This is a genomic window from Streptomyces sp. URMC 126, assembly GCF_051386555.1.
In the GTDB taxonomy this organism is placed as follows: Bacteria; Actinomycetota; Actinomycetes; order Streptomycetales; family Streptomycetaceae; genus Streptomyces.
On record NZ_JBPQTX010000218.1, the window covers coordinates 1 to 12,364 of the forward strand.

At 72.4% G+C, this 12,364-nt stretch carries 10 protein-coding genes and 1 pseudogene; 5 read left to right on the top strand and 6 right to left on the bottom strand.

All coding sequences use genetic code 11. The features are described 5' to 3' along the window. From ACSNOK_RS23330 to galU, 5 genes and pseudogenes are all read right to left on the bottom strand, one after another. Positions 1–152: pseudogene (locus ACSNOK_RS23330) on the bottom strand (GNAT family N-acetyltransferase); the annotation flags it as partial. Beyond that, positions 149–781, bottom strand: coding sequence for a MogA/MoaB family molybdenum cofactor biosynthesis protein (locus ACSNOK_RS23335; RefSeq protein WP_436782719.1), 633 nt, complete (start codon positions 779–781; stop codon positions 149–151). The pseudogene ACSNOK_RS23330 and the gene ACSNOK_RS23335, both read right to left, overlap by 4 nt. After that, positions 766–1,257 carry a cyclic pyranopterin monophosphate synthase MoaC gene (gene moaC / locus ACSNOK_RS23340; protein WP_436782711.1) on the bottom strand — a complete coding sequence of 164 codons (492 nt, stop codon included), beginning with the start codon at positions 1,255–1,257 and terminating at the stop codon, positions 766–768. Before moaC ends, ACSNOK_RS23335 begins: the two co-directional genes overlap by 16 nt. A gap of 73 nt (positions 1,258–1,330) precedes the next feature. Then, a complete protein-coding gene (glp, locus tag ACSNOK_RS23345; RefSeq protein ID WP_436782720.1) occupies positions 1,331–2,671 on the bottom strand; it encodes a molybdotransferase-like divisome protein Glp in 1,341 nt (446 codons plus the stop codon). A 13-nt stretch (positions 2,672–2,684) separates the two neighbouring features. Then, entirely contained in the window at positions 2,685–3,587 is a 903-nt protein-coding gene (galU, locus tag ACSNOK_RS23350) for a UTP--glucose-1-phosphate uridylyltransferase GalU (RefSeq protein ID WP_436782712.1), read from the bottom strand. An 81-nt stretch (positions 3,588–3,668) separates the two neighbouring features. Between galU and ACSNOK_RS23355 the strand changes: the two genes are divergently transcribed. Next, entirely contained in the window at positions 3,669–4,265 is a 597-nt protein-coding gene (locus ACSNOK_RS23355; RefSeq protein WP_436782713.1) for a 5-formyltetrahydrofolate cyclo-ligase, read from the top strand. Positions 4,266–4,299: 34 nt separating this feature from the next. On the opposite strand, the gene ACSNOK_RS23360 is transcribed toward ACSNOK_RS23355, so the two are convergent. Then, entirely contained in the window at positions 4,300–7,224 is a 2,925-nt protein-coding gene (locus ACSNOK_RS23360) for a penicillin acylase family protein (RefSeq protein WP_436782714.1), read from the bottom strand. Between the two features lie 364 nt (positions 7,225–7,588). Between ACSNOK_RS23360 and ACSNOK_RS23365 the strand changes: the two genes are divergently transcribed. The 4 genes from ACSNOK_RS23365 to ACSNOK_RS23380 all read left to right on the top strand — a co-directional run bounded on the left by ACSNOK_RS23365 (position 7,589) and on the right by ACSNOK_RS23380 (position 12,349). Then, positions 7,589–9,289, top strand: coding sequence for a potassium/proton antiporter (locus ACSNOK_RS23365; protein ID WP_436782715.1), 1,701 nt, complete (start codon positions 7,589–7,591; stop codon positions 9,287–9,289). A gap of 279 nt (positions 9,290–9,568) precedes the next feature. Continuing rightward, complete coding sequence (locus ACSNOK_RS23370; RefSeq protein WP_436782716.1) at positions 9,569–10,849, top strand: MFS transporter; 1,281 nt, start codon at positions 9,569–9,571, stop codon at positions 10,847–10,849. A gap of 65 nt (positions 10,850–10,914) precedes the next feature. Next, on the top strand, positions 10,915–11,229 hold the full coding sequence (locus tag ACSNOK_RS23375) for an FmdB family zinc ribbon protein (RefSeq protein WP_436782717.1): 315 nt from the start codon (positions 10,915–10,917) through the stop codon (positions 11,227–11,229). 157 nt (positions 11,230–11,386) lie between these two features. Further along, on the top strand, positions 11,387–12,349 hold the full coding sequence (locus tag ACSNOK_RS23380; protein WP_436782718.1) for an S-methyl-5'-thioadenosine phosphorylase: 963 nt from the start codon (positions 11,387–11,389) through the stop codon (positions 12,347–12,349). The last annotated feature ends 15 nt before the right edge of the window (positions 12,350–12,364 follow it).

Here is a 12,364-nt window from a genome sequence, read left to right on the forward strand (position 1 = left end):
CCGCCGGGCGGGGGCGGCGGGACGGTCGCCTCCCAGGGGCGCAGCCAGTCGCGGTTGCGCCGGTTGACCTCGCGCCAGGCGCGGTGGTCGCGCATCCGGATGGGGCGGAGCAGGACGTCCCCGTCCCTGAGCGCTACCGGCCACATGGTCATACCGGGTTCCGGGGCGCGGGACCGGAGTGGTCACCGGGGCGGGGATGGTCAACGGGGCGAGGATGGTCACCGGGACCAGGCCGGTCATCGGAAACAGGGCGGTTGCCGGTGCCGGGGTGGTCGCCGGGGTCAGGGCGATTGCCCGTGCCGGGGTGGTCGCCGCCGTGCAGCTGGTCCACCGCGTGGGCCAGCACCCGGCCGAGAACGGCCAGGCCGTCCCGCACCCCGCCCGTCGAACCGGGGAGGTTGACGATCAGCGTGCGTCCGGCGACGCCGGCCAGACCGCGGGAGAGGGCGGCCGTCGGCACCTTGGCCAGGCCCTCGGCGCGGACGGCCTCGGCGATGCCGGGTACCTCGTAGTCCAGGACCGCCCGGGTGGCCTCGGGGGTGCGGTCGGTGGGCGAGATGCCCGTACCGCCGGTGGTCACCACCGCGTCGTACCCCTCGGCGACGGCCGTGCGCAGCGCGGCCTCGACGGGGTCGCCGTCGGGCACCACCAGGGGGCCGGTGACCTCGAAGCCCAGCGCGGTCAGGCCCTCGGCCAGCAGTGGGCCGCCCCGGTCCGGGTAGACGCCCGCGGCGGCGCGGTTGGAGGCGGTGACGACCAGGGCTCTCACGGGCGCCGCCAGTCGCCGGACTTCCCGCCGGACTTCTCCTCCACCCGGACGTCGGTGATGACGGCGGCCTTGTCGACCGCCTTGACCATGTCGACGACGGTGAGGGCGGCGGTGGTGACGGCGGTCAGGGCCTCCATCTCGACACCGGTGCGGCCGGTGGTGCGGACGGTGGCGGTGATCTCGATCGCCTCGTCGGTCACCGCGAGGTCGACGGTGACACCCGAGAGGGCCAGCGGGTGGCAGAGCGGGATGATCTCCGGAGTGCGCTTGGCGCCCATGATCCCGGCGATCCGGGCGGTGGCCAGGACGTCGCCCTTGGGCAGGCCCTCACCGCGCAGCAGCTCCACCACGCGCGGCGCGACCCGTACCCGTCCGCTCGCCCGCGCGGTGCGGGCCGTGACGTCCTTGGCCGTGATGTCGACCATGCGCGCCGCGCCCGTGTCGTCGAGGTGGGTCAGCCGGGCGGGTGGGGGCTGGGTGCTGCTCATCGTTCTCCCGGTCCAAAGGCACGAGGCCGACTCTGCTGGAGTGGGGTGCCACCGTACCCGGAGCCGGCGGCGGTCAGTCGAGAAGGCCGCCGGGAAGGCCGCCGAGAAGGACGCAGTCCACCTCGGCACCCGCCGGGACGGACGTGACGTCCTCGGGCACGACGATCAGCGCATTCGCCCGCGCGAGCGCCCCCACAAGGTGCGAGCCCGCGCCCCCGACGGGGGTGACCCGCCCGTCCGCGTACCGGCCGCGCAGGTACTGGCGGCGGCCCTTCGGCGACGGGCCGACGGGCTCGGCGCACTCGGCGTGGACGACGGGGCGCTCCGGCGGTTCGAGGCCCATCATGGCGCGGACGGCAGGCCGGACGAAGAGCTCGAAGGAGACGTAGGCGCTGACCGGGTTGCCCGGGAGGGCGAAGAGGGGGATGCCGCCGGGCCCGAGCCGGCCGTAGCCCTGCGGCTTGCCGGGCTGCATGGCCAGCCGGCGGAACTCGACGCGGCCCTCGTCGCCGGTCAGCCCCGTGAGCGCCGCCTTGACGACGTCGTAGGCGCCGACGCTGACGCCGCCGCTGGTGACGATGGCATCGGCGCGGACGATCTGGTCCTCCAGGGTGGCGCGCAGTGTCGCGGCGTCGTCCTCGACCGCGCCGACGCGGTAGGCGAGGGCCCCGGCGTCGCGGGCGCAGGCGGCGAGGAGGTAGCTGTTCGAGTCGTGGATGCGGCCGGGGGCGAGCTCGGTGCCGGGCGGGACGAGCTCGCTGCCGGTGGAGAGGACGACGACGCGGGGGCGCGGGCGGACGGTCACCGTGCCGCGGCCGATCGCGGCCAGCAGCCCGAGCTGCGCCGGGCCGAGGACGGTGCCGGCGGCGAGCGCGAGGTCGCCGGCGGCGACGTCGCTGCCCCGGGCCCGGACGTGGGCGCGGTCGGTGACGGGCCGGTGGACGCGCACCTCGCCCAGCCCGCCCTCCGTCCCGCCGGCGAGGCCGCCGGCGGACATCGTCGTGGCGGGGCCGCCGCCTAGCCCGCCGTCGGTCCACTCGACGGGCACGACCGCCTCGGCGCCGGGCGGCAGCGGCGCCCCGGTCATGATCCGCGCCGCCTGGCCGGGCCCCACGGCGACGCCCCCCTCGCCGCCCGCCGCGACGTCGCCGACGACCGTGAGCACCGCCGGGAACTTCTCGCTCGCGCCCCGGACGTCGGCGACCCGGACCGCGTAGCCGTCCATGGAGCTGTTGTCGAAGGGCGGCAGGGCGGCCGGCACCGTGACGTCCTCGACGAGCACGCAGCCCTGGGCGTCGAGCAGTTGGAGCTCGATGGGCTCCAACGGACGGACCGTGCGCAGGATGTCGGCGAGGTGCTCGTCCACGGACCAGAGGCGGTCCGTGCCCGTCGCGGCCGCGGCGGCGTCGCTCACAAGGCTCACAGGGCTACATCTCCTCGGTGACGTACCTACGAAGCCAGGCCCGGAAGTCCGGCCCCAAATCTTCACGTTCGCATGCCAGTCTGACAATGGCACGCAGGTAGTCACCACGGTCACCGGTGTCATACCGGCGCCCCTTGAACACCACGCCGTGCACCGGCCCGCCGAGCCCGGGCGCGGCGGCGAGGGCCTGCAGGGCGTCGGTGAGCTGGATCTCGCCGCCGCGCCCGGGCGGGGTCTCGCGGAGCACGTCGAAGATCGCGGGATCGAGGACGTAGCGGCCGATGACGGCGTAGTTGCTGGGCGCCTCGGCCGGGTCGGGCTTCTCGACCAGCCCGGTGACCTCGACGACGTCCTCGGCGTCGGTGGGCTTGACCGCCGCGCAGCCGTAGAGGTGGACCTGGGACGGGTCGACCTCCAGCAGGGCGATCACGCTGCCGCCGGAGCGCCGCTGGATGTCGACCATGCGGGAGAGCAGGGCGTCCCGCTCGTCGATCAGGTCGTCGCCGAGCAGGACGGCGAACGGCTCGTTGCCCACGTGCGGCGCGGCGCAGAGGACGGCGTGGCCGAGGCCCTTGGGGTCGCCCTGGCGGACGTAGTGCATCGTCCCCAGGTTGCTGGACTCCTGCACCCGGGCGAGCCGGGAGGCGTCGCCCTTGCGGCGGAGGGCCTCCTCCAGTTCGTAGTTCCGGTCGAAGTGATCTTCCAGGGGGCGCTTGTTACGGCCTGTGATCATCAGGACGTCCGTGAGGCCCGCGGCGACCGCTTCCTCCACGACGTACTGGATCGCCGGCTTGTCGACGACCGGCAGCATTTCCTTGGGCGTGGCCTTCGTCGCCGGGAGGAACCGGGTTCCCAGGCCGGCGGCGGGAATGACAGCCTTGCTGATCCGAGGTCGCGCGTGAGTCATGGGGCGAACACTATCCGTTGCGAATGAGTGGAAGATGCGGCTCCACCGAGTATGAACCGAGAAAAGGAGTTTGTACGAACAATGGGCACGGCAGATGGCGGCAAGGCCGACTTGCGGCGAAATCTCCTCGACCGACGCGGAGCACTGAGCCCCGGAGCGGTCGAAGCGGCGCAGGAGGCACTGGGGCGGCGCGCGCTCGCCCTGCCGGAGCTCGCGGACGCCGGGACGGTCGCCGCCTACGTCTCCGTCGGCCGCGAACCGGGCACCCGCGCCCTGCTGGAAACCCTCCGGAACCGCGGCGTCCGGGTGCTGCTGCCGGTCCTGCTGCCGGACAACGACCTCGACTGGGCGGTCCACCGCGGCCCGGACCACCTGGTCAGGGCCGGTCGCGGCCTGCTGGAACCGGACGGCCCCCGGCTCGGCCCCGACGCCGTCACGGAAGCGGACGCGGTGCTGCTGCCCGGCCTGGCGGTGGACGGCCGGGGCATGCGGCTGGGGCGCGGGGGCGGCTCGTACGACCGCGTGCTCGCGCGCCTGGAGCGCGCGGGCGCCGCGCCCGCCCTGATCGTGCTGCTCTACGACGACGAGGTGGTCGCGCGGGTCCCGGAGGAACCGCACGACCACCCCGTGCACGCGGTGGTCACCCCTGGCGGGGTGCGCCGCTTCGCGCCGGCCTGACCGGCGCCCGTTCACCTGGCGGAGAGCGCTCGCCTCACGGCGTGAGCGTGAGCGTGTTCTCCGACGCCTTCTTCACGGCCCCCGGCGAGAAGGCCCACGGCAGCAGCTCGCCCTTGGCCCACTTGTCCGTCTGGTCGTAGTAGTTGTCGTGGTAAGCGTGGCCGGACGCGCCGGTGAGGTTGATCCACCGGGACTTGTCCAGGTCCTCCAGGTTGACGACCATCCGCATCGACGGCACCCAGACCACCTCGTAGCCACCCGCCGCGTTCCAGCCGGCCGCGTTGACGGCGGCCTCGCCGCCGGCCAGGTTCCAGGGCCCGCGGTTGAGCATCCACCGGACGATGGCGGGACCCTCCTTGCCCAGCGTCTGGTTCTTCAGGTTCAGCTGGTGCAGCCGGCCCCAGCTCCAGGACGAGACGTCCTTGCCGAGCTTGGAGGTGAGCTCGTAACGGGCGTCCTTCATGGCCCGGGCCAGCAGGTCGTCGCGGTTCTTCGCGCCGTTGCGCCCGCTCGTCTTCCACCAGCCGTTCTCCGGCTTGTCGAGGATGCCGCGGACGACCTCGATCCAGCGGTCGCCGCCGTCCGGCTGCGCCGCGTCCGGCTCACGCTCGCCGCACTCGGTGACCAGGCGCGTCCGGCCGTTCAGGTCCTCCTTGGGGCCCGAGTCGTTCGGCGGGCGCACCCGCAGGCACTGGCCCTTGACCCGCAGCTCCTTGGGGAGCTTGTTGCCGAAGGCGAGCTTGAGGGTGTTGCGCCAGACCGCGTTGAAGTAGGCGGCGGCGGCCGAGTCGGCGTCCTGCTTGTAGTCCCAGTCCTTCAGCAGGTCCTGGGCCTCGCGCAGGTACTTCGTCTCCCGCTGGTTGGGACCCTTGAGGTTGATCTTGAGCAGGTAGGGCGTCAGGAGCCTGCCGATCTCGCTGGCGTTGTCCATCTGCATCTTCTGCATGTCCTCGGTCGAGATCTTCCCGCCGTCCTTGATCTTCGACTGGATGAGCTCGGTGATGCGGTGGCTGCGGGTGCCGTAGCCCCAGTCCGAGGTGAGCGCGATCGGGTACTTCGGGTCCACGACGGCCTGGTTGGCGGTCACGATGTAGCCGCGCTTGGGGTTGTAGTCCCAGGGCAGCGCGGTCGAGGGGACGGTCCCCTTCCACCTGTACGCCGGATCCCAGCCGGGGGCCGGGAGGCGGCCGTCGTGCTTCTTGTTGCGCACGGGGATCTGCCCGGGGGCCTGGTAGCCGATGTTGCCCTTGGTGTCCGCGTAGATCAGGTTCTGCGCCGGGACGGCGAAGTCGAACGCGGCCTTGCGGAAGGACTCCCAGTCCGTGGCCCGGTTCAGCTCGAAGACCGCGTCCATGGTCTTCCCCGGTTCGAGGGCGGTCCAGCGCAGCGCGACGGCGTACCCCTCGGCGCGGTCGGGCGCGGCACCCTTGACGGGAGCGTCCTGGCCGACCTTGCCCAGCTCGTCGTTGCGGTCCGAGACGAGCGGCCCGTTGTTGGTCTCGCGGATGGTGAACTCGCGGTCCTTGCCGCCCGCGACCTTCACGGTCTCCTTGCGGGTGGCGAGGGGCAGCTCCTTGCCGCCGAACTGGTAGGTGCCGTTGACGTTGACCTTCTCCAGGTAGAAGTCGGCGACGTCGGCGCCCAGGTTCGTCATGCCCCAGGCGATGTCCTTGTTGTGGCCGATGACGACGCCGGGCATGCCCGCGAAGGTGTAACCGGCCACGTCGTACGGGCACTGCTCGCTGGTGCGGGTGCAGTGCAGGCCCATCTGGTACCAGAGCGACGGCATCTGCGGCGCCAGGTGCGGGTCGTTGGCCAGCAGCGGCTTGCCGGTGGTCGTGTACTTGCCCGAGACCACCCACGAGTTGGAACCGATGCCGTTGCCGTTGGGGCCGAGCAGCGCCGGGAGCTTGTCGAGCGTCTTCGACAGCGAGGACAGGCCGGTGCGCAGGCCGCCCGCCGCCGCGCCGCCCGTGCCCTTGGCGGGGCCGCCATTGTCGGGAACGCCGGGAGTGCCCTGGCTTCCCTGCGCGTTCCGGTTGCCCTGGGTGCCGGGCGTGCCCTGAGTGCCCGGCGTGCCCTGGGTGCCGGGGGTGCCCTGCGTACCCTGCCCGCCGGGCGTCCCCTGAGTCCCCTGAGTCCCCGGGGTCCCCTGCGTGCCCGGCTGCGTCGAGCCGGACGGCGTGCCCTTGGGGTCGAATGCCTTGCCGGCCGCGTCATAGGCGCCGCCCTCGACGATCGGCTTGTTCCGGTCGTACGGGTACGCCGGGTACAGCTGCTCGATCTGCCGCGCGTCCAGCCGGGTGGCGGCCAGCGAGCGGTCGATCTCGTCGCGCATGTTGGCCCGCAGGTCCCAGGCCAGCGCCTTCAGCCAGGCGACCGAGTCGACCGGGGTCCACTTCTCCGGCTTGTAGTCGTTCTCGAACTCCAGGGCCGCGTACTCGACGGACAGCGACTTGCCCTGGTGGCCGGCGAGATAGGCGTTGACGCCGTCGGAGTACGCCTGGAGGTACTTCTTGGTCTCCGGCGACAGCTTGCTGTCGTACTCCTTCTGCGCGGTCCGGCGCCAGCCCATCGTGCGGACGAAGGCGTCGGTCTCCACCTGCCCGGAGCCGAACATCTCGGAGAGCCGTCCGGCCGTCAGATGCCGCCGGACGTCCATCTCCCAGAACCGGTCCTGCGCCTGGACGAAGCCCTGGGCGCGGAAGAGGTCCTCGGCGTTGTCCGCGTAGACCTGGGGAATGCCGTTGGCGTCGCGCTCGACCTTGACCTGTCCCTTCAGGCCCTTGAGCGCGAGCGTTCCGGACATCTCCGGGAACGAGGCGCGGACGGTGCTGACGCCCCAGTACGTCCCGTATCCGACGCCTGCCACGAGCAGCAGCACAAGGCTGATCACGATCAGGCGAGCGCGTCGTCCCTTCTTTTTCTTGCCGGAAGGGCCGGTGTTGTTGGGGGGCATCGCTGTCCTTCGCGGGGCCGGGTGGTCCTGGAGTGCTGGAAGCAACCATAGGCGCAGGGCGCCCGGCGGCCCGACGCGGAGTCGTCGGGGGCCCCGGCGACGGCCGCCGGGGCGACGCCGGACAGGGCGTCGGCGGCGCCCCGGAAGACGGCCCGCGCGGAGGCCGGTCACACCCTCGCAACCGCTCGGCCCGACCGGACGGCGTTAAGAACCCGTAAAATATTAGGAGAGGCAATGAAGTTCCGGTCGTTCGCAGGAACGTTCCTTCGGACACCGGCCGGAGTCCTAGTGATGGGAGCGGCCCCTGACTGTCCACCACCTCAACGAACTTCTGCTCGTCTGCTCGCTCGTTCTGCTCGTCGCGGTGGCGGCGGTACGGGTGTCCTCCCGGAGCGGGCTGCCCAGCCTGCTCGTCTACCTCGGCATCGGCGTCGCCATAGGGCAGGACGGCATCGGCGTCTCCTTCGACGACGTCGGTCTGACCCAGGTCATCGGTTACGCGGCCCTCGTGGTGATCCTGGCCGAGGGCGGTCTCGGCACCAAGTGGCACGAGATCAAGCCGGCCCTGCCCGCCGCAGCCGTCCTCTCCACCTTCGGTGTCGCGGTGAGCGTGGGGGTCACCGCGACGGCCGCCCACTACCTCGCCGGCGTGGACTGGCGGCAGTCACTGATCATCGGGGCGGTGGTGTCGTCGACGGACGCGGCGGCCGTCTTCTCCGTCCTGCGGAACGTTCCCCTCCCCGCCCGGCTCACCGGCGTCCTGGAGGCGGAGTCCGGCTTCAACGACGCCCCCGTCGTCATCCTCGTCGTCGCCTTCTCGGCCGCGGGCCCGGTCGAGCACTGGTACCTGCTCCTCGGCAAGATCGCCCTCGAACTGGCCATCGGCGCCGCCGTCGGCCTCGCCATCGGCTTCCTCGGCGCCTACGGCATGCGGCACGTGGCCCTGCCCGCCTCCGGCCTCTACCCCATCGCCGTGATGGCCATCGCCACCATCGCGTACGCGGGCGGCGCGCTGGCCCACGGCTCCGGCTTCCTCGCCGTCTACCTCGCCGCGCTGATACTGGGGAACGCCAGGCTGCCCCACTGGCCGGCCACCCGCGGCTTCGCGGAAGGGCTCGGCTGGATCGCCCAGATCGGGATGTTCGTCCTGCTGGGCCTGCTGGTCACCCCGCACGAACTCGGTGACGACATCGTTCCCGCGCTCGTCGTCGGCCTGGTCCTGACGATGATCGCGCGGCCGGTCTCCGTCTTCCTCAGTACGGCGCCGTTCCGCACTCCCTGGCGCGAGAAGGCCCTCCTCTCCTGGGCCGGGCTGCGCGGTGCGGTGCCGATCGTGCTGGCCACCATCCCGATGGTGGCGGCGGTCCCCGAGAGCCGGCGGATCTTCAACATCGTCTTCGTGCTCGTGATCGTCTACACCCTCGTCCAGGGGCCGACGCTGCCCTGGCTGGCCCGCCGCCTCGACCTGGGCGAGACCGAGGCCCTGGACCTGGGGATCGAGTCCGCGCCCCTGGAACGGCTCCGGGGCCATCTGCTGTCGGTATCGGTCCCCGAGGGGTCGAAGATGCACGGCGTCGAGGTCTCCGAGCTGCGGCTGCCGGCCGGCTCGGCCGTCACGCTCGTGGTGCGGGAGGGCAAGAGCTTCGTCCCGGCCCCGTCGACCGTCCTGCGGTACGGGGACGAGCTGCTGGTCGTGGCCACGGATCCGGTGCGCGACGCGGCCGAGAAGCGGCTGCGCGCGGTCGGCGAGGGCGGCAAGCTGGCCGGCTGGCTGGGGACGGCCTCGGGTTCCACCGAAGGCCCGGCGTCGGGCCCCGCCGGTGCCCGGGGGCGGACGAAGGGGGGCGCCGGAGCCACCGGGAAGCGCAAGAGCGGCGGAACCGGCGCGTCCGAAGCGGAGGCGCCCGGGGGCGGCGCTTCCCGAAGCGGTGCCGACGCCTCCGGGAAGAGCGCCGACCCCACCGGCAGAACCGATCCTGCGGGGAAATCCGGCGCTTCGGGGAAAACCGGTACCCAAGGGAAGGGTGTGCGGAAGCGAGCGGCAGGTATGGTAGGGAAGAAGTAGGTTCTTCGTATGATCCTCCGGCTGGTGCCGGAGGCCCCGGCGGGCGAGTCCCCACGGGCCGGAGGACCTGCTCTTTTCCGTACGTATCACTACTGAACACACCGAACCATCTCTGCCTGATGCAGAGCTGGCGCGACCGCACGGCGGCCGTGGCCGCGATCGACGAGGCGGCCGAATCGGCATCTACCACGGTCCTGCGCGAGAGGACAGCTCTCGGCGCGCTCCGTGACGGCTTTCCCCGTACGGGGCGTGCTACCAGGCGGCGGAAAGGCAAGGGCCGTGGAGACCACGGTCGATGACTCCGCCGGGGCCCGTCCCGGGTACGGCCGGCTGCTGCGCACACGCGGCGCCTGGACGTTCCTGCTCCCCGGCTTCCTGGCCCGGCAGCCGTTCGCGATGCTGACCATCGGCATCCTGCTGCTGGTCCAGAACACCACCGGCTCGTACACCACGGCGGGCGCCGTCTCGGCGACGGCCGGCGTCTCCATGGCGCTGTTCGCCCCGCAGAGCGGCAAGCTCGCGGACCGCTTCGGGCAGGCCGCAGTGCTGCTGCCCGGCATCGTGGTGCACGCGGCGGCGATCTCCCTGCTCATCACGCTGGCGCTGTCGCACGCGCCGCTGTGGGCGCTGTTCGCGGCGGCCGTGCCCGCCGGCGCGTCCACCCCGCAGATAGGCCCGATGGTGCGGGCGCGCTGGGCGGCCAAGCTGGAGGGGTCGCCGCTGATGGCGACCTCGGCGGCCTTCGAGTCCGTGACGGACGAGTTCACGTTCGTGATCGGTCCGGTGCTGGCCACGGCGCTCTGCACCGGCGTCCACGCGTCGGCCGGCCTGATCGCCGAAGCGGCGCTCACGGTGGTCGGCGGCGTGCTCTTCGCCACCCAGCGGCGCACCCAGCCGCAGCCGAGCCGGGGTGCGGCGGGAGCCCGGGAGAAGGGCGCTTCCGCACTGTCCGTGCCGGGCGTCCGCGTACTGATCTTCGCCTTCCTGGGCATCGGCTCGGTCTTCGGCGGTATGCAGATGTCGCTGACCGCCTTCACCAAGGAGATCGGCGAGCCGGGCATCAACGGTCTGCTCTACGGCGCGTTCGCGGCCGGGAACATGATCGCCGGCATCGTCTGCGGCACTGTCGTCTGGCGCAGCACCCCGCAGCGCCGGCTGCTCGCCGCGTACCCGCTGCTGGCCCTGGCCACCACTCCCCTGTGGGCGGTGCACGCGGTACCGCTGCTGGGCGGACTCGGCCTGATCGTCGGCCTGTGCATCGCCCCGGCGCTGATCACCGGCTACACGCTGGTCGAGTCCCTGGTCCCGGCGGGCGCCCGGACGGAGGCCTTCACCTGGCTGACCGGCGCCGTGGGCCTGGGCCAGGCCGCCGGCTCCACGGTGGCCGGCCGTCTGGTGGACGCGCACAGCGCCAACACGGGCTTCTTCGTCCCGCTGGGCGGCACCGTGCTGGCACTGGTGCTGCTGCTGGCACTGCGCGGCCGGCTCACCCCGGAGGCCACCGCGTCGCGGATCGTCGGGCGTGGGGTCGGTCACCGCGAGCCCGTCTCGGTGGACTGACGCGCGGGAATACTGCACTATGGAGCATCGTTAGCACTCATTGAGTGAGAGTGCCAGGAGGAGAAGTGCCGACTTACCAGTACCAGTGCACCGAGTGCGGCGAGGGCCTTGAGGCGGTGCAGAAGTTCACCGACGACGCGTTGACCGTCTGCCCCAGCTGCGACGGACGCCTGAAGAAGGTGTTCTCCGCCGTCGGCATCGTGTTCAAGGGCTCCGGCTTCTACCGGAACGACAGCCGCGGCTCGTCGTCCAGCAGCACGCCGGCGTCGTCCTCGTCTTCGTCCTCGAAGACGTCGTCCACGGCGTCCTCCTCGGCCTCGACGAGCGGCTCGTCCTCGTCGGGCAGCGGTTCCACGACCACCGCGTCGTCGGCCGCCTGAGGCACTCACTCAACCGAACAGCTCACACGGAGTCCGTCGCCCCCCGCGCGGGGCGGCGGACTCCGTGCTGCTTCGCGGCAGGGACGGGCACGCCCGGATCGGCCGCGGTTCCGCCGGGGCCCGGTTCGCGCGCGGGGCGCGCGGCTAGGGTGACGGCATGGTCAACACGAGCATGGCCGAGACGGCCGAAACCATCGGCACGGCCCCCACGCCCGGCCTCGAAACCGATGTGGCGACCGAGCCGCGAGTCGAACCGCGGGCCGCGGAGCGCGTGCCGGAGCAGGCCGGGGCCCAGGCGGAGATAGGCGTCATCGGGGGCTCGGGGTTCTACTCCTTCCTCGACGACGTGACCGAGATCACCGTCGAGACGCCCTACGGCGCCCCGAGCGACTCCCTGTTCCTCGGCGAGGTGGCGGGCCGCCGGGTCGCCTTCCTCCCCCGGCACGGGCGGAGCCACCACCTGCCGCCGCACCGCATCAACTACCGGGCCAACCTGTGGGCCCTGCGCTCGGTGGGCGTCCGCCAGGTCCTCGGCCCGTGCGCGGTGGGCGGGCTGCGGCCGGAGTACGGGCCCGGCACGCTCCTGGTGCCCGACCAGCTCGTCGACCGGACGAAATCCCGTGCCCAGACCTACTTCGACGGGGAGCGCCTCCCCGACGGCACCGTCCCCGAGGTCGTCCACCTCAGCTTCGCCGACCCCTACTGCCCCACCGGACGCGCGGTGGCCCTCGCGGCGGCGCGCGGCCGCGGCTGGGAGCCGGTGGACGGCGGAACGATGGTCGTGATCGAGGGCCCGCGCTTCTCCACCCGGGCGGAGTCGCGCTGGCATGCGGCGCAGGGCTGGTCGGTGGTCGGCATGACCGGGCACCCGGAGGCGGCGCTCGCCCGTGAGCTGGGGCTCTGCTACACGTCGATGTCGCTGGTCACGGACCTGGACGCGGGAGCGGAGACGGGCGACGGCGTCACGCACGAGGAGGTGCTGCGGGTGTTCGCGGAGAACGTGGAACGGCTGCGCGGCGTGCTCTTCGACGCGGTCGGGGCGCTGCCGGTGGACGCCGAGCGGGCTTGCCTGTGCACGCGGGCGCACGACGGGTGGGATCTGGGGATCACGCTGCCTTGACGGGCGGGCGGGACG

Coding starts and splice junctions, on each gene's coding strand:
- moaC (WP_436782711.1), bottom strand. CDS start 1,257: ATGAGCAGCACCCAGCCCCCACCCGCCCGGCTGACCCACCTCGACGAC.
- ACSNOK_RS23360 (WP_436782714.1), bottom strand. CDS start 7,224: ATGCCCCCCAACAACACCGGCCCTTCCGGCAAGAAAAAGAAGGGACGA.
- galU (WP_436782712.1), bottom strand. CDS start 3,587: ATGACTCACGCGCGACCTCGGATCAGCAAGGCTGTCATTCCCGCCGCC.
- ACSNOK_RS23355 (WP_436782713.1), top strand. CDS start 3,669: ATGGGCACGGCAGATGGCGGCAAGGCCGACTTGCGGCGAAATCTCCTC.
- ACSNOK_RS23380 (WP_436782718.1), top strand. CDS start 11,387: ATGGTCAACACGAGCATGGCCGAGACGGCCGAAACCATCGGCACGGCC.